A 15,784-nucleotide genomic window follows, 5' to 3' on the forward strand; every position below is an offset into this window, starting at 1 on the left:
AGTTCAGGTGACGTCGCGCCGGAAGGTCAGCAGGCGACCCAGCAGCGCGAAGCCGAGGGCGTACGCCGTCATCACCACTCCACCTGCCCACTGGGGCAGGAGTTCCGCAGCACCGATCGAGGAGTAGAGGCTGGCGCCGCTCAACGCCTCGGCGGCCGCGCCGGGGAAGTACAGGCCCACCTGGGCGAATCCGTCGCCCAACAGTGCCAGGCCGATGCGGAGCAACGGTTCGATCAACTGGGTGAACGCGAGGATGAGCACGATCGAGGCGACCTGGTTGGGGACCAGCGCACCGAACCCGACGCCGACCATCCCCCACAGCGCCAGTGCCACGACCGCCAGTGCGGCGGTCCCCCAGACGCTGGGCTCCCCCAGCATCGTCGGCTCCCCCGCGATGACCAGGGCGCCGGCCGCCGCCACCATCGCCCCGGCCACTCCGCAGAGCCCCAGGAAGGCCCCGACCCCGCCCTGGACGACAAGTTTGGAGGCAATGACTGTGGTTCGGTTCGGCTCGGCCAGCAGGGTGGCGGTGAGCGTACGGTGGCGGAACTCCGTGGTCACCGCGAGCGCCCCGGTGACCAGCGGGAAGACGTAGCCCAGGGAGACCGGCAGGGAGTACAGGGAGCGAGCGACGTCGACGCCGCCACCGGTCATCTCCATGCCTCCCTGCTCGACCGGCATCGTGGTGGCGAACCCGAGCAGGCCCGCCGTCATGGCCATGTAGCCGAAGGCCGTCAGGCCGAGCACCCACCACAACGGGGTCGACACGGTCTTGCGGAACTCCGAGACCAGCGCCGCCCTCATGCTGCGGCCCCCGCAGCGTCGCGGCCGTCCTCGAGCGCACGCACGCTGCCCGGGACCTCACCGCTCACGATCCTCAGGAAGGTCTCCTCCAGGTTGGCCCCCACCGACTCGAGGGCGTGCAACTCGAGACCCGCGGCAAAAGCAGCAGCACCCACCTCGGGGGCCTTTGCGCCACGTACGACCCAGCCCCCGGCGACGTCCTCCAGGACCCAGCCGCGCTCGGTGACCAGACGAGCCAGCGCCTCCATGTCCGGTCCTGCGACGCGGACGTGGGAGTCGGCCAGATGCACCATCTCGGCCAGGCTCGAGGCGTGCACCAGGCTGCCGCGCGAGAGCACCGCCACGTCGTCGACCGTGGCCTGCACCTCGGCCAGGATGTGGCTGGAGACGAGCACGGTGCGCCCCTCCCGCGCCAGGTGACGCAGCAGGTCGCGCAGCCAGAGGATGCCCTGCGGGTCGAGGCCGTTGGCAGGTTCGTCGAGGACCAGCACCCCCGGGTCGCCGAGCAACGTCCCGGCCAGGCCGAGACGCTGACGCATCCCCAGGCTGAACCCGCCCACCCGGCGACCGGCCGCATCGGAGAGCCCCACCAGTCCCAGCACCTCGTCCACGCGGGCACGAGAGGCGCCGATCGCGGGGGCCAGGGTCAGCAGGTGGTCCACCGCCTTGCGCCCCGGGTGGAAGCTCGCCTCGAGCGAGGCGCCCACCACGGTGCCCGGGCGCGGGATGGACACGTACGGCCGGTCGCCGATCATGGCGCTGCCCGCGTCGGGACGCACCAGGCCCAGCAGCATGCGAAGCATCGTCGTCTTGCCGGAGCCGTTGGGGCCGAGCAGACCGGTGACCCGGCCAGGTAGCACGTCGAGGTCGACCCCGTCGACGGCACGCACCGGGCCGAAGGTCTTGGTGAGTCCACGGAAGCGGATCGGCATCCCTGGCGGGGTGTTGGGGGTCGGCATACCTAGACTCTTCCAAAGGCCGGAGTGGTGGAATTGGTAGACACGCAGGATTTAGGTTCCTGTGCTCTAGGGCGTGAGGGTTCGAGTCCCTCCTCTGGCACGCTGCACCCTTGGAGAGTCGAGTCGCAACCCGCCGGTAATTAATTTTTGGACCATGCTTCCCGTGTGACCCACCACACCCCTAGGGTCCGGCCATGGACTCTGCAATGGCAACAATCGGCCTTCCGATCGCTCTGGGCCTCATCATGTTCGGCCTCGGGCTGGATCTCACGGTCACCGACTTCAAACGGATCGGACGTCAGCCGAAGGCAGCTGTGATCGCTTTGGCCTGTCAGTTGATCGTGATGCCGCTGGTCTGCTTCGGCCTGATCATCGTCTTCGACCTCCACTGGACGCTCGGGATCGGCATGATGCTGCTCGCGGCCTCCCCCGGGGGCACCACCGCGGCGCTCTTCAGCAGGCTCTTCGGTGGTGACGTGGCACTCAACATCACCCTCACCGCAGTCAACTCACTGATCGCGATCGTCACCCTGCCGCTGATCGCCGGCGCAGCGCTCACCTGGTACGGCCGGCGCGACGACGTCGAGATGCCCTTGAGCGAGATCCTCGAGGTCTTCGCGCTGATCATCATCCCGGTGGCGATCGGGATGCTGGTCCGAGCCCTCAAGCCTGACTTCGCGCTCCGGATGGACAAGACCGTGCGTATCGGCTCGGCGCTCATCCTCTTGATCCTGGTGGTGGGCGTCGTCGGCGCCGAGCGGGCCAACATCGGCGGGTACATCGCCGACATCGGCCTGGTCGTCGCAATCTTCTGTGCCAGCAGCCTGGTGGTCGGCTACTACGTCCCCAAGGCGCTGGGTGTCCCCGGCCCGCAGGCGATCGCGTCGTCGATGGAGATCGGGGTGCACAACGCGACCCTGGCGATCTTCATCGCGGTCGAGGTCCTGGGCTACACCGAGATGTCGGTGCCGGCCGCCGTCTACGCGATCCTCATGTTCGTCTTCGCGGCGATCTGGGGCCGCTGGGTCTCGCGGCAGGTCGCCCGGGACACCGCCCCGGCCCCCGACCGGGTCGCCGCCGCCTGAGGGAACCGACGATTCACCGCGACGGGGCGGGAGGGCGCTCGGCCCTCCCGCCCCGTCGCGTACGTCTGCCTCAGGCGAGGTCGGCGGCCACCAGGGGAGCCAACTCCCGCAGAGCGCGGCCCCGGTGCGAGATCCGGTCCTTCTCGTACGGCATCAACTCGGCCGTGGTGAGGCCGGCAGAGGCGTACTCGTCGGCGACGAAGAGGACGTCGTAGCCGAACCCCCCGGCGCCACGGGTCTCGCGGAGCACCCGGCCGCGCATCTGCCCCTCGACGACCCGCTCCGTGGCGTTGGGCATGACCCAGGCGACGGCGCACTCGAAGTGCGCGCCGCGACGTGCCGTCGGCACGTCGTGCAACTGCTCCAGCAGCAGGGCGTTGTTGGCGGCGTCGTTCTTCATTCGCCCGGCCCAGCGCGCCGACAGGACTCCCGGCATGCCGTTGAGGGCGTCGACGCAGAGCCCGGAGTCGTCGGCGATGCTCGGCAGCCCGGTGGCAGCGACTCCGGCGCGGGCCTTGAGCAGCGCGTTGCCCTCGAACGTCGCCTCGTCCTCGGCCGGCTCCTCGTAGTCGTCGACGTCGTCGAGGCCCAGGACCTCGATGCCGCGGACGAACTCGGAGAGGATCCGCTTCATCTCCTCGATCTTCTTGTCGTTGCGCGACGCGAGGAACACGCGAGGAGCCGCATCCACCGGTGACACCTCAGGCCTCCAGGTCCAGGGCGATGCGCTGCAGACCGGTCAGGTCGGCGCACCCCTTCTCCCCCAGCACGAGCAGCGCGTCGAGCTCGGCCCGGTCGAAGGGGGCGCCCTCTGCGGTGCCCTGCACCTCGATGAACTTGCCGTCGCCGGTCATCACGATGTTCATGTCGGTCTCGGCGCGCACGTCCTCCTCGTACGGGAGGTCCAGGCGCGGGATCCCGTCGATGATGCCGACGCTGACCGCGGCCACGGAGCCGGTGAGCGCCTCACCCTTGAGCGCTCCGATCGAGCGCAGGTGCTCGACAGCGTCATGCAGGGCCACGTAGGCGCCGGTGATCGCGGCCGTGCGGGTCCCGCCGTCGGCCTGGAGAACGTCGCAGTCGATCTGGATGGTGTTCTCACCCAGCGACCTGTCGTCGATCACGGCCCGCAACGACCGGCCGATGAGGCGCGAGATCTCGTGCGTTCGTCCCCCGATACGGCCCTTGACCGATTCCCGGGCCGAGCGGGTGTTCGTCGCTGAGGGCAGCATCGCGTACTCGGCCGTCACCCAGCCCAGTCCGGACCCCTTGCGCCAGCGCGGCACACCCTCGCTCACCGAGGCTGCGCACAGCACCTTGGTGCGGCCGAACTCCACCAGGACCGAGCCGGCCGGGTGGTCCTGCCAGTTGCGGGTGAAGGTGATGGCACGCAGCTCGTCGTCGGCACGGCCGTCCGCACGCAGGGTCAGGCCGGAAGTGGTGGGGCCAGAAGAGGTGGGGCCAGCAGAGGTGGGGCCGGAAGAAGTCGGGACAGTCATGGGTCCGAGCCTAGGCGGTCCACGCGTTGAGAGTTCATCGCGGATCAGGGCCTCTTGGTCGGTGCCGGGGCTTACCCTCGAGTCAAGGCCCGACGGGGTCGTCTGGGAGGACACTCATGCACGTCAAGCGACGCCTGCGCACACGACTGGCCATCGCCACCGTGGGGGCACTGTCACTCACCCTGCTCGCACCGGGGATCGCCGCTCAGGCAACCCCTGTCGTGCAACCCAACGCGATCCCCGGGATGGACGCCGTCCTGCGCCCGGCGAAACTGGTCGCCCTGGCGCCGGGCGCCACGCAGGTCACCGTCAAGGAGAGCGCTCACGGGGGCACGGTCGCCGTGTCGTGGTCGGTCAGGTCGAAGTCCGGCAGGAGTGAGATCTGGGCCAGGGTCAAGCGTGGGGCCTCATGGGGTCGCGCGGTCCGCATCAGCGACCGACGCGCCACTGCTCTGCGTCACACCACCGACATCGACTCCAACGGTGCGCTCTTGGTCGGGTGGTACGAGAAGCGGGGCAAGAAGCGTGCGGTGGTGGTGCGTCGTCTCAGCGGCACCAAGTTGAGTGCTCGCAAGACCTTTTCGGTCAAGGCCCAGGACGGTCCGTACGTCTCCGCCGGCCCCATGCAGGACGCCGTGGCCTGGACCGTGAAGAAGAAGGGCGTCACCCGCCCGTACGTCTCGATCGATGCCGGTGCGGGTTTCAAGTCCCCGACGATGGTCGGCGCCGCCACGACGAAGCACAGCGCCATCAAGGGCAAGCTGAGCCTCAACTCCGACGGCCCGCAGGTGCACCTCGTCCACCTGGTGAAGAACACCGCGTCCAATCGCGCGGAGGCGAGTTGGTCCGTGCTGGAGCCCGCTCGCTCCAACAGCTGGCAGCGCTACAGCAACCTCGGCCCGAAGCAGGCCGTCACCTCGCCGCACCCGCCCTTCGTCGCCGTCAACGACAACGGCGCGGCGGCGCTGATCTTCACCAACCGTGACGCCGTCGACCAGGTGCGCTACCCCAGTCTGTTCCTCTACCACCCCGGCCGTTCCGGGAGGGCCCTGGACCGCTTGGAGGAGGCCCGCGACATCGCGCACCCTGACGGCGACAGCGACACCCGCGCCGACATCCCGCTGCGGTCCGTGCAGAACCGTCGCGGCTCCCTGATGGTCTCCTACGCCGACAGTCCCGGCATGCTCAAGCGACTCACCGCTCCGGACGGCAACGGCTTCTCCAGCAGGGAATGGGTCGCGGACGCGTTGTGCGCTCCCCGCACCAACTGGTTCTTCGCGTGGCCCCCGGACGAGCCCGAGTTCCACTGCATCGACGACGAGTCCACGCCGGGATCTCTCCAGATCCAGCACGCGAACGTGGGTCTCCAGGCCACCTGGCGGCCGGACCCCAGGAGCCGCGCGCCGCTGCGGGGCAAGGTCCCGGACCCCTTGGTCCCGCTCCTGCAGATCACCGAGGACGTGGCCGGCACGAAGGACCCGGTCTGGATCGTCGACCACACCGAAGGTGGCCGGGACCCGGGCGCCCCCCGGCTCAAGTTCACCCGGGTGAAGCAGCCCAAGGTCGCAGGCACGGCGCGCGTCGGTTCCGCGCTGCGCGTCAAGGCCGGGGTCTGGCGAGCTCAGCCCGCCAAGACCACCTACCGGTGGTACGCAGGCAAGAAGAAGATCAAGGGCAAGGCGGGCACCAAACCCCGCCTGCGCCTGACCAAGAAGATGGCCCGCAAGAAGATCTCGGTCAAGGTCGCCGTCACCCGCAGTGGCTACGCCAAGCAGACCGTCAAGGTGAAGCTCCGCAAGAAGGTCAAGCCCCGGAAGCGCTGAGCGCCCCCGGGCAGCCGGGCCGGAGATGAGGAAGGCGCCTCGGACCAGTGGTCCGAGGCGCCTTCGTCGTGTGGTGCGAGTGTCAGATCACTTCATCTCAGCGCGCTGGACGCGCACGAGGCCGATCACGAAGGGGACCACGATCCACAGAGCGGTCACTGAAGCCAGATTCAGCCACTGCTCACCCGTCAGGTTGCCGGAGAGCGGCATGCCCGTCGCCGGGTCCATCCCCAGGAGCGGGGTCTGCGCCGTCGCAAGGTCCAACCACATGGCACGCTCATTGAGCCAGCCCCAGAGGTTCGCCACGAGGTTGAAGGCGATCGGCAGGACGAAGAAGAGCACGATGGCGCCGGCCGAGTTGAGCACCACCAGCCCGAAGGCGACCCCTTGAAGGATGCTCATGACGATGACCAACAACATCTTGGCGGACTCGACGATCTCGTCACCGCCCCAGGCATCGGTCGCTCCACCGATCGAGGCAGCCACCGCTGCGACGAGCACCGCCAGGAGGAGGGTGGCGACTCCGTACACCAGCGCTGCAACCGTCTTGGCAGCGATCACCTTCATCCGCGACGGTTCGAGGGCGAATGTGGTCAGCGTCGTCCGCTGACCCCACTCCCCGGTCACCAGGAGGATGCCCAGCACCGGCAGGAGGAAGCCGAGGGGCGTGCTGGTGATGTTGAGGAAGTTGATGAACGTCCTGTCATCGGCGTTGCCGCTCGTCACGAAGAAGAAGATGACGATGACAGCGATGGTGATGAGGCCGATGATGCTCAGCAGCCACAGACCCGCACGGGTATCGGCCATCTTGCGCATCTCGACGGAGACGAGCCGTGAGAAGGGCACCTTCGAGGTGCCGCTGACATCGAACGTACGGGAGGGCGCGACGGCACTCATGCCTGGGCTCCTTCGGTGAGTTGTTCACGCTGAGTCGGTGCAGTGAGTTCGAGGAAGAGCCGCTCCAGCCCGCCGTCGGCGGCGCGGAGATCCATGAGGACAATCCCGGCCTGGACAGCGAGACGACCCACCTGCACCGGCTGGGCCTCCACCCGGAAGCCCTCCCCGGCCTGCGCGTAGGCAAGCCCGGAGCCGTCCAGCGCACGGCGCAACTGGGCGCCGTCCTCAGCGGTCACGAAGCAACCGTGACCTCCCGCCTGGGCGAGCATGTCCTGCTTGGTGCCCTGGGCCACGATCCGCCCGTTCCCGATCATCACCATCTCGTCGGCGATGATCTCGACCTCGTGGAGCAGGTGACTGGAGAGCAGCACCGTGCCCCCCTGGTCGGCGAACGTCTTCAGCAGGCCACGCATCCAGTGGATGCCGGCCGGGTCCAGTCCGTTGGCCGGCTCGTCGAGGACCAGGACCGAGGGATCGCCGAGCAGTGCGTTGGCGATGCCGAGACGCTGACGCATCCCCAGCGAGTAGTTGCGGACGCGTCGCTTGGACTCGCTCCCGGTGAGACTGACCAGCTCCAGCATCTCGTCGACGCGGCGGGCCGGCAGGCCCATGACCTTCGCCGACAGGGTGAGGACCTCACGACCGGTCCGTCCGGCGTGCTGGGCGGAGGCGTCGAGCAGGACCCCCACGTGGAGGCCCGGGTTCGGAATGTCGGAATAACGCATCCCGCCGATGGTGGCGGTGCCGCGGCTGGCGGTCGTGAGCCCCGTCAGCACCCGCATCGTCGTGGTCTTCCCGGCGCCGTTGGGCCCCAGAAAACCCGTGACGCGACCGGGCTCGGCGGTGAAGCTCACGTCATCGACGGCCGTGAAACCGCCGTACGTCTTGGTCAGTCCTTGGACAGAAATCATGGGCCCCACCCTTTCACGAGTGGGTTGCCAGCACGAGGCCTGGCTCAGAGAGCGGGGAACTCGTAGACGTCCCCGGCCCGGGCGAGGGCGAGGGGGCCGTCGTACACGTCCTTCGCCTCGGCGAGGACCACCTGCGGATCGTGCCACGGCGGCACGTGGGTCAGCACCAACTGACGCACTCCTGCGCTCGACGCGAGCTCCCCGCACTCACGGCCGGTGAGGTGCAGGTCAGCAGGGTTGTCGGTGCCCTCCTCGAAGGATGCCTCCGCCAGCAGCAGGTCGGCGCCGCGCGCCGCATGGCCGAGGGCGTCACAGGGGCCGGAGTCACCGGTGTACGCCAGGACCCGGCCACCACAGGTGACCCGCAGCGAGAAGGCCGGTACGGGATGAACCACCTCGACCGCCTCGACCGTGAACGGGCCCATCTGCACCGGAGCACCCCAGACGTGGAAGTCGAACTCCTCGGTCATGCCGGGATCCAGGGGCAGGTCGTACGCGCGCGCCACTCGGTCGGCCGTCCCGACGGGCCCCCACACACCGATCCGCGGCTGCGGCCCGGTCGGGTGGTACTTGCGCATCACGTGGTAGCCGCAGAGATCCAGGCAGTGGTCGGCGTGCAGGTGCGAGAGGAAGACGGCGTCGATGGTGAGCGGGTCCACGTACCGGTGCAGGGCCCCCAGTGCGCCCGAGCCGAGGTCCAGCAGCACGCGCCACGTACGTCCCTCGTGGTCCGCCTCGAGCAGGTAACAGCTGGCCGGCGAGTCGGGACCGGGATAGGACCCGGAGCAACCAACGACTGTGAGCCTCATGTCTCTCCTCTTCGGGGGCGGGACCGAGCACACCAAGACTTGGTCCTCAGCAAGATTAGGGGTTTGCAGCGCCGATGACAGCCCGGGGCGATCCATCTCACGTGCACACCCCTGTCGCCCAGCCTTCACCTGTGATTGGAAGCACGCACGCGTGGGTAGTCTGGCGGGAGTGAAGACTCGGCTGCACACCCCCGCACTCCTCACCGTCCTGGCCGTCGGGCTGCTCGTGATCGGGTTGACCTCGCTGTCGCCGTGGTCGCCCAGCGACCTGATCGACGAAGACCCTTCTTCAAGTGCACCAACAGAGCGCGGCGCTGCAGCGGAGCGGTCGCCGTCCACACGGGTGAAGCCGGTGGAGAGCGTCCTGCTGATCTCGATCGACGGTCTGAACCCGAGTGCGCTGGAGCAACTCGGCCGTAAGAAGACTCCTCACCTGCACCGCCTCATGCGACAGGGCGCGTCCACCCTCAATGCCAGGACCGCGGTCGAGGAGACGGTGACCCTGCCCAACCACACCAGCATGGTGACCGGACGCCGGGTGGATCGGGCCCAGGGCGGCCACGGGATCGCCTGGAACAAGCTCAGCGGCAAGCCGGGCACGGTCCGCGGCGCTGCCCGCGGGCGGATCGACTCCGTCTTCAGCGTGGTCGACAAGGCCGACGGCAGCAGCGCCATGTTCGTCCAGAAGAAGAAGTTCAGGTTGTGGAGTCGTTCGTGGCCCAAGGCCCTCGATCTGGTGCGAGTGGACGAGAACACCAAGAGACTGGTCCGTTCGCTGCGCAAGGACCTCCGCGAGCGCGACCGGGAGGTGCGCTTCCTCCATCTCTGGAGCCCGGACGCCGCCGGTCACGAGCACGGGTTCATGAGCAAGCGGTATCTCGCCGCGGTACGCAGGGCCGACACCCGCGTCGGTGAGGTGATGAAGACCGTCAAGGGCCACCCAGAGGTCAAGGGCCGACTCACGGTGGTCCTGACCTCCGACCACGGGGGCCAGGACATGAACCACGGCGACACCGACGTGCTCGCCAACTATCGCGTGCCCTTCATGGTGCGCGGTCCCGGCGTTGCGCGCAACGCCGACCTGTACGACCTCAGTGACGCACTCGCCGACCCCGGGCGTACGCAGCCCTCGTACGACGCCGAGAAGCCGCCGGTGCGCAACGGAGACGCCGCCAACGTGGTCCTGGGTCTGCTGGGGCTCGACCCGGTCCCCGGGAGTGAGTTCAACGCCGGAGGCGAGATCCGGCTTGCCCGCTGACCCGAACGTCCAGCGGTCCGGGCCGGGACGGGATCAGGCCCAGAGCTGACCGTCGAGCCGGTCCTCGGCGTCGTCGAGGGTGCCCTCGTAGGCGCCGGTCGAGAGGTACTTCCATCCACCGTCACAGACCACGAACGCGATGTCGGCGCTCTCCCCTGCCTTGACGGCAGCCTGGCCCTGACGGATTGCGGCGTGCAGGATGGCGCCGGTGGAGATGCCGGCGAAGATGCCCTCCTGCTCGAGGAGTTCGCGTACGCGCTTGACCGCGTCGCGGGGGCCGACACTGAAGCGGGTGTCGATCAGATCGGCGTCGTAGAGCTCGGGGACGAAGCCCTCGTCGAGGTTGCGCAGGCCGTAGACCAACTCACCGTAGCGCGGCTCAGCGGCCACGATGCGTACGTCGGGCTTGGCTGCGCGGAAGAAGCGCGAGACGCCCATCAGGGTGCCGGTGGTGCCCAGACCGGCGACGAAGTGGGTGATCTCCGGCAGGTCGGCCAACAGCTCCGGGCCGGTCCCCTGCTCGTGGGCGAGCGCGTTGGCGGGGTTGCCGTACTGGTAGAGCATCACCCAGTCGGGGTGTTGCTCAGCGATCTCCTTGGCGACGCGCACTGCCTCGTTGGAGCCTCCGGCCGCGGGCGACGAGATGATCTCCGCGCCCCACATCCGTAGGAGCTGGCGGCGCTCCTCGGACGTGTTCTCCGGCATCACACAGACGATCTTGTAGCCCTTGAGCTTGGCCGCCATCGCCAGGGAGATGCCGGTGTTGCCGCTGGTCGGCTCGAGGATCGTGCACCCGGGGGTGAGGGTGCCGTCGGCTTCGGCCATCTCGATCATCTTCAGGGCCGGGCGGTCCTTGATCGAGCCGGTCGGGTTGCGGTCCTCGAGCTTGGCCCAGAGACGTACCTCAGGGCTGGGCGAGAGACGCGGGAGGCCGACCAAGGGGGTGCCGCCGACCGAGTCGAGCAGGTTGTCGAAGCGCGTCATCGGTGGTGGGACCGTCCCGGTCTCAGTGGCTTCCGCCGGCGACGGCCGGCAGGACGACGACCTCGTCGCCGTCGGAGAGCGGAGCCTCGAGCCCACCCAGGAAACGGACGTCCTCGTCGTTGACGTAGATGTTGACGAACCGGCGCAGGGCCCCGTCCTCGACCATCCGGTCGGCGATGCCGGGGTGCTTGGCCTCGAGGTCTTCGATCAGGGCCGCAATGGTGGCGCCCTCGCCGGTGATGGCCTTCTCGCCTCCGGTGAACGTGCGCATGATGGTGGGGATCTTGACCTCGATGGCCATGGCGGGACTCCTCGTCGGTGCGGTGGGGGCGGTGGGGTGCGGTGCGGACAGTGCAGGTGGTCAGGGACTCAACCCTCGACGAGCCTGACTTCTTCCTCGGTCACTTCGCCGTCCACGATCCGGTAGGACCGGAACTCGGCAGGCACGTCGGCGTCGTCCGGCTCGCGGGTGCTGACCAGGACGTAGTGGGCGCCGGGCTCACTGGCCAGCCCGATGTCGGTGCGGCTGGGATAGGCCTCGGTGGCGGTGTGGGAGTGGTAGATGACGACCGGCTCCTCGTCGTTCTTCCACATCTCCTTGTAAAGCGCCAACAACTCGCCGGAGTCGAACTCGTAGAAGGTCGGACTCCCGGCCGCGTTCACCATCTCGACCAGACGCACCGGCTCGTCACTGCCCTCGGGCCCGGCGACGATCCCACAGGCCTCGTCCGGGTGGTCCCGACGGGCGTGGGCGACGATCGCGTCGCGGATGCTGCGTCTGATGGTCAACACGCATTCATCCTAGGATGACCGCATGCCACTGACGATCGTCACCCAGTCCCGCGGGGACGGTTCCCGGTTGGCCGAGTGGGTCACGTACCACTCCCGCCTGGGATTCGAGGAGTTCCACATCGTCCTCGACGGCGTCGTCGACGACTCGCGCGAAGTGCTGGCCGGCCTCGACGTGGAGGCTCAGGTGCACGTGCACGAGCGCCCCGAGCGCGGCGAGTACTACGACGGCATGGGCTACTCCGAGCGGTACCAGCGGGTCCTGGCCTGGCGAAAGGAGAACGCGGAGATGCTCGCCGCGACCCCCTTGCCGATCAACGACTCCACCTCGCAGCGGCAGTTCGAGAACATCGCGCCGATCATGGAGGCGGTCGTGAAGGACCGCAGGGGTTGGGTCGCGTTCATCGACGTGGACGAGTTCATCCACCTGCCCGGCGGCGGATCGATCCGGAGCCTGCTGCGCACGGCCGAGGCCCCGAGGCTCTGCCTGATGAGCCTCAACGTCGACACCACCGACCACGATCCGTCGCGACCCGTGCTCGAGCAGCACACCATGCGTTGGTCGATCGAGGACCTGCGCTCCTACGAGCACCCGGCTTGGGCCCGACGCGTCAAGACGATCGCCCGTTACCGGGTGGCGACCCCGTTCGTCAGCGTCCACCGCATCACCAAGGGAAGAGCGCAACGCGTCGACCCGTCGGTGGCTCGCCTCCTGCACTTCCGACTCCCCGAGCAGAAGATGTACCCGCCGCTGCCCTACAGCGTGCACGACCCGATCACGATGCCGCAGGAGCCACGTACGTCGGCGGTCGAGCCGCCCCACCTCACGCGGTGATCGCCGCGACCAGGGTCTCCTGCAGGTAGCCCAACCACTCGTAGATGTCGTGGGCGTGGGTGCGCGGGTCCTCCTCGTCCAGCGCCTCCCAGAAGTCCTCGTCACCCTCCTCGATCTCGAGGCGGGTCGCCAACGCGAGACGGAGGTCGTTGAGGGCGCGCAGCCAGAGCGCGGCGTCGTCGGGGGCGAGCTCGACGTCGATCATCAGGTCGTCCTCCTCGAGCTCGGGAGGGAGACCTCCGTCCTCGAGCGCCTCGACCACGGCACGCGCGCAGTGTTCCTTGCCCTCGCGCAGAGCCGGCTCGGTGTAGCGCCGGAACTCGCCCGCAGCCTCAGGGTCCTCTGCGTACGCCGTCGGGAAGAGCCGCAGCAGGACGGGGTCGAGGGGCTCGTCGACCGGACCCGAGAAGTTGAAGAGAGCCGCCAGCGGATCGGGCTCCGCCGGGGTCTCGGGTTGTTCGTCGCGCAGCAGCTCGACCAACTGCGAGGCCAGGCTGCGCAGCAGGTCGGCCTCGAAACCCGTGAAGTTGGCCAGCACCTGACCGCTCTTGCGGTGGCGGGTGAAGCCGGACATCAGGCGCGCTCCATCGTGGCCCAGAGACCGTACTCGTGCATCGCCTGCACGTCACGTTCCATTTCCTCGCGCCCGCCCGTGCTGACGGCTGAGCGGCCCTCTTCGTGGACCTCCATCATCAACTTCTCGGCCTTCGACTTCGAGTAGCCGAAGTGGGTGCGGAAGACGTACGTCACGTAGGACATCAGGTTGACCGGGTCGTTCCAGACCACGGTCACCCACGCCTTGTCGGCACGGAGGAATTCCTCTACGGAGAGGTCGGGGTCGACCTCGACGGGGCTGGGAGCGGACACGTCACAATCGTGACACAGACCCACCATGGCACAGTGGTCGGCGTGAGCGAGCGAGCACTGGGGCCAGCGGCAGCGGGGACATCCACGGCCCTGCTGACCGACCACTACGAGCTGACGATGCTGCAGGCGGCGCTGCAGTCCGGCACCGCCCAACGCCGCTCGGTCTTCGAGCTCTTCCCGCGCCGCCTGCCCGAGGGGCGCCGCTACGGCGTCGTCGCTGGCGTGGGCCGGGCGCTGGACGCCTTCGAACGGTTCCGCTTCGACGATGAGGTGCTGGCCGTCCTCGACGAGGGCCGGGTCGTCGACGCGCAGACGCTGGCCTGGTTGGCCGACTATGAGTTCACCGGCGACATCTGGGGCTACCCCGAGGGCGAGGTCTATCTCCCCTACTCCCCCCTGGTGGTCGTCGAGGCCTCCTTCGCCGAGGCCGTGCTGCTGGAGACCTTGCTCCTGTCGATCTACAACCACGACTCCGCGATCGCCTCGGCCGCGTCCCGGATGACGTGGGCCGCCGAGGGCCGCCCGTGCATCGAGATGGGCTCGCGCCGTACGCACGAGGAGGCTGCCGTGGCCGCCGCCCGGGCCGCGTACGTCGCCGGCTTCGCCTCCACCTCCAACCTCGCCGCCCGGCAGCGTCACGGCATCCCGACCGCCGGCACGTCGGCCCACTCCTTCACGCTGCTGCACGACACCGAACGGGACGCCTTCGTCGCACAGGTGACCTCCTTGGGCCGGGACACGACGCTGCTGGTGGACACCTACGACATCGCTGAGGCGGTGCGGGTGGCCGTCGAGGTCGCCGGCCCCGAGTTGGGTGCCGTACGTCTCGACTCCGGCGACCTGGGTGTGCTCGCCCACCAGGTGCGCGCGCAACTCGACTCGTTGGGGGCGACGAAGACCCGGATCACCGTCACCAGCGACCTCGACGAGTACGCGATCGCTGCCCTGGCCGCGGCGCCGGTGGACGGCTACGGCGTCGGCACCCAACTCGTCACCGGGTCGGGCCACCCCACCTGCGGCTTCGTCTACAAGCTGGTGAGCCGCGAAGGCGCTGACGGTGAGATGGTCCCCGTCGCCAAGAAGGCCAAGGACAAGGGCTCGGTGGGTGGTCGCAAGTACGCCCTGCGCCGGCGCAACTCCCGCGGCAGGGCCGAGGCCGAGGTGGTCGGCATCGGTGAGGCGCCCGTCGACGACGGCGACGACCGTACGCTCCTGGTCCCCCTGGTGCGTGACGGCGAGGTCGTCGGCCGCGAACCGCTCAGTGCCTCCCGCGAGCGCCACCTCGCCAGCCGGGCCGAGCTCCCCCTGCAGGCCCGTCAGCTGAGCCGCGGGGAGCCGGTCATCCCGACGATCCACCTCGACTGACTGCGCCTGTCCGGTCTGGCCCGGCCGGGGACCGCCCCGTACGCCCGCCAGGCACCGAAACCCGGCCGTACGGCAGCAACTGGCAAGTTGATGTCGACTGACGCGGCCGGGACGACATCAACCCGCCAATTGCGTACGAGGTCACCTCTGGATGCGGTCGGCCAGCGCCGCGCGGCCGGCTGGCGTGACAGCGGAAGCGCGGATCCTCTGGTGCCATCCCGCCAAACGGGAGGAGTCGTGGGGGCGGCCGAGCGTCGCGTCCACGTCGCGCAACACCCCGGCAGCGCGAAACAGGAGATCGTGCGACGTATAACCCCGACGGGTCCAGCCGGCTGCGATCAGACGACGGGCACGGCGTAGGTCGTCGCGCTGCCGATCGACGTCGAGGTGGTGACTCCCGTCGTACTCGTGCAGCACCTTCAGGCCGTCCAGACGCAGGTCTCCTCGCGCCACGAAGGACCCTTCCTCGTCGAACACCTCGAACTGGGGTGTCACCGGCGCGTCCACCGAGTGATGCAGTTCCCGTAGGACTGTCTCCCAGGCAGACTCGCTGCGGCCGTCGGAGAAGGGCAGGATCCTGCGCAGCTGAGGAGCCCCGCGCCGACGAGCCCGGCTCCGTTCCTCGAGCCCTTGCCGGTCGATGAGGTCCCCGTGCAATACCGAGTCGACCACGACGAGCGCATCGAGCTCGGAAAGATCTCGACACAACGTCAGTAGTACGTCCGCGACGCCGGCGACTCGCAGGCCTCCGACGAGGAGCGGCGGAGCAAGCGCCTCGTTCCTGATCACCCGCAGTCCTGGGCGTTGTGGACGGGGCACGCCCGGCGGCAGATGCACCACGATGGGGACGGATGGCGGCAGCGGAGGCAACCAGAGGTTGAGAAGACGCGCTGCGCTGA

General features: G+C 68.8%; 18 protein-coding genes and 1 tRNA gene. 6 read left to right on the forward strand and 13 right to left on the reverse strand.

What is annotated here, in order from left to right; translation table 11 throughout:
* Positions 1-3: 3 nt before the first annotated feature.
* Together DNK52_RS02435 and DNK52_RS02440 are read right to left on the reverse strand one after the other, a co-directional pair.
* A complete protein-coding gene (locus DNK52_RS02435) occupies positions 4-804 on the reverse strand; it encodes an ABC transporter permease (RefSeq protein ID WP_110239165.1) in 801 nt (266 codons plus the stop codon).
* Positions 801-1,763, reverse strand: a complete 963-nt coding sequence (locus DNK52_RS02440) for an ATP-binding cassette domain-containing protein (RefSeq protein WP_239455333.1) — start codon at positions 1,761-1,763, stop codon at positions 801-803. Before DNK52_RS02440 ends, DNK52_RS02435 begins: the two co-directional genes overlap by 4 nt.
* A gap of 18 nt (positions 1,764-1,781) precedes the next feature.
* Here DNK52_RS02440 and DNK52_RS02445 point away from each other — a divergent pair.
* Together DNK52_RS02445 and DNK52_RS02450 are read left to right on the forward strand one after the other, a co-directional pair.
* Positions 1,782-1,863: transfer RNA gene (locus DNK52_RS02445), tRNA-Leu, on the forward strand.
* 94 nt (positions 1,864-1,957) lie between these two features.
* The gene (locus DNK52_RS02450) at positions 1,958-2,848 is read left to right on the forward strand and encodes a bile acid:sodium symporter family protein (RefSeq protein ID WP_110239167.1); all 891 of its coding nucleotides are present in this window, start codon (positions 1,958-1,960) and stop codon (positions 2,846-2,848) included.
* A gap of 70 nt (positions 2,849-2,918) precedes the next feature.
* Here the strand turns inward: DNK52_RS02450 and rdgB are convergent, their stop codons facing one another.
* Positions 2,919-3,539: an RdgB/HAM1 family non-canonical purine NTP pyrophosphatase gene (rdgB, locus tag DNK52_RS02455; RefSeq protein ID WP_275426127.1), complete on the reverse strand. Its 621-nt coding sequence runs from the start codon at positions 3,537-3,539 to the stop codon at positions 2,919-2,921.
* Positions 3,540-3,549: 10 nt separating this feature from the next.
* Positions 3,550-4,278, reverse strand: a complete 729-nt coding sequence (rph, locus tag DNK52_RS02460; protein ID WP_275426133.1) for a ribonuclease PH — start codon at positions 4,276-4,278, stop codon at positions 3,550-3,552.
* Between the two features lie 185 nt (positions 4,279-4,463).
* On the opposite strand from rph, the gene DNK52_RS02465 reads away from it, so the two are divergent.
* The gene (locus DNK52_RS02465; protein ID WP_110239173.1) at positions 4,464-6,170 is read left to right on the forward strand and encodes a hypothetical protein; all 1,707 of its coding nucleotides are present in this window, start codon (positions 4,464-4,466) and stop codon (positions 6,168-6,170) included.
* Between the two features lie 87 nt (positions 6,171-6,257).
* Here DNK52_RS02465 and DNK52_RS02470 read toward each other — a convergent pair whose 3' ends face one another.
* Genes DNK52_RS02470 through DNK52_RS02480 form a run of 3 tightly spaced genes read right to left on the reverse strand, consistent with a single transcriptional unit; the run spans position 6,258 to position 8,787 of the window.
* The gene (locus DNK52_RS02470; RefSeq protein ID WP_110239175.1) at positions 6,258-7,067 is read right to left on the reverse strand and encodes an ABC-2 transporter permease; all 810 of its coding nucleotides are present in this window, start codon (positions 7,065-7,067) and stop codon (positions 6,258-6,260) included.
* Entirely contained in the window at positions 7,064-7,978 is a 915-nt protein-coding gene (locus DNK52_RS02475; protein ID WP_204163339.1) for an ABC transporter ATP-binding protein, read from the reverse strand. The genes DNK52_RS02470 and DNK52_RS02475 overlap by 4 nt, the downstream gene beginning before the upstream one ends.
* A gap of 44 nt (positions 7,979-8,022) precedes the next feature.
* Entirely contained in the window at positions 8,023-8,787 is a 765-nt protein-coding gene (locus tag DNK52_RS02480; protein ID WP_110239179.1) for an MBL fold metallo-hydrolase, read from the reverse strand.
* Between the two features lie 169 nt (positions 8,788-8,956).
* Between DNK52_RS02480 and DNK52_RS02485 the strand changes: the two genes are divergently transcribed.
* Positions 8,957-10,045 (forward strand): alkaline phosphatase family protein, encoded by a 1,089-nt coding sequence (locus DNK52_RS02485; RefSeq protein ID WP_162598561.1) that lies wholly within the window; start codon positions 8,957-8,959, stop codon positions 10,043-10,045.
* A 33-nt stretch (positions 10,046-10,078) separates the two neighbouring features.
* Here the strand turns inward: DNK52_RS02485 and DNK52_RS02490 are convergent, their stop codons facing one another.
* From DNK52_RS02490 to DNK52_RS02500, 3 genes are all read right to left on the reverse strand, one after another.
* A complete protein-coding gene (locus DNK52_RS02490) occupies positions 10,079-11,029 on the reverse strand; it encodes a PLP-dependent cysteine synthase family protein (RefSeq protein ID WP_110239181.1) in 951 nt (316 codons plus the stop codon).
* A 22-nt stretch (positions 11,030-11,051) separates the two neighbouring features.
* On the reverse strand, positions 11,052-11,330 hold the full coding sequence (locus tag DNK52_RS02495) for a MoaD family protein (protein ID WP_110239183.1): 279 nt from the start codon (positions 11,328-11,330) through the stop codon (positions 11,052-11,054).
* A 68-nt stretch (positions 11,331-11,398) separates the two neighbouring features.
* Positions 11,399-11,821 (reverse strand): M67 family metallopeptidase, encoded by a 423-nt coding sequence (locus tag DNK52_RS02500; RefSeq protein ID WP_110239185.1) that lies wholly within the window; start codon positions 11,819-11,821, stop codon positions 11,399-11,401.
* Positions 11,822-11,843: 22 nt separating this feature from the next.
* Here DNK52_RS02500 and DNK52_RS02505 point away from each other — a divergent pair, with 22 nt between their 5' ends.
* Positions 11,844-12,653 (forward strand): glycosyltransferase family 2 protein, encoded by an 810-nt coding sequence (locus DNK52_RS02505; protein ID WP_110239187.1) that lies wholly within the window; start codon positions 11,844-11,846, stop codon positions 12,651-12,653.
* On the opposite strand, the gene DNK52_RS02510 is transcribed toward DNK52_RS02505, so the two are convergent.
* Both DNK52_RS02510 and clpS read right to left on the reverse strand, forming a co-directional pair.
* Positions 12,643-13,227, reverse strand: a complete 585-nt coding sequence (locus DNK52_RS02510; protein ID WP_110239189.1) for a DUF2017 domain-containing protein — start codon at positions 13,225-13,227, stop codon at positions 12,643-12,645. The genes DNK52_RS02505 and DNK52_RS02510 overlap by 11 nt on opposite strands.
* On the reverse strand, positions 13,227-13,520 hold the full coding sequence (gene clpS, locus DNK52_RS02515) for an ATP-dependent Clp protease adapter ClpS (protein ID WP_239455334.1): 294 nt from the start codon (positions 13,518-13,520) through the stop codon (positions 13,227-13,229). Before clpS ends, DNK52_RS02510 begins: the two co-directional genes overlap by 1 nt.
* A gap of 42 nt (positions 13,521-13,562) precedes the next feature.
* Here clpS and DNK52_RS02520 point away from each other — a divergent pair, with 42 nt between their 5' ends.
* Positions 13,563-14,885: a nicotinate phosphoribosyltransferase gene (locus tag DNK52_RS02520; protein ID WP_110239932.1), complete on the forward strand. Its 1,323-nt coding sequence runs from the start codon at positions 13,563-13,565 to the stop codon at positions 14,883-14,885.
* A gap of 141 nt (positions 14,886-15,026) precedes the next feature.
* Here DNK52_RS02520 and DNK52_RS02525 read toward each other — a convergent pair whose 3' ends face one another.
* Positions 15,027-15,674 (reverse strand): hypothetical protein, encoded by a 648-nt coding sequence (locus DNK52_RS02525; RefSeq protein ID WP_110239193.1) that lies wholly within the window; start codon positions 15,672-15,674, stop codon positions 15,027-15,029.
* Positions 15,675-15,784: the final 110 nt, after the last annotated feature.

This window comes from Nocardioides gilvus (assembly GCF_003194605.1).
Classification (GTDB): domain Bacteria; phylum Actinomycetota; class Actinomycetes; order Propionibacteriales; family Nocardioidaceae; genus Nocardioides; species Nocardioides gilvus.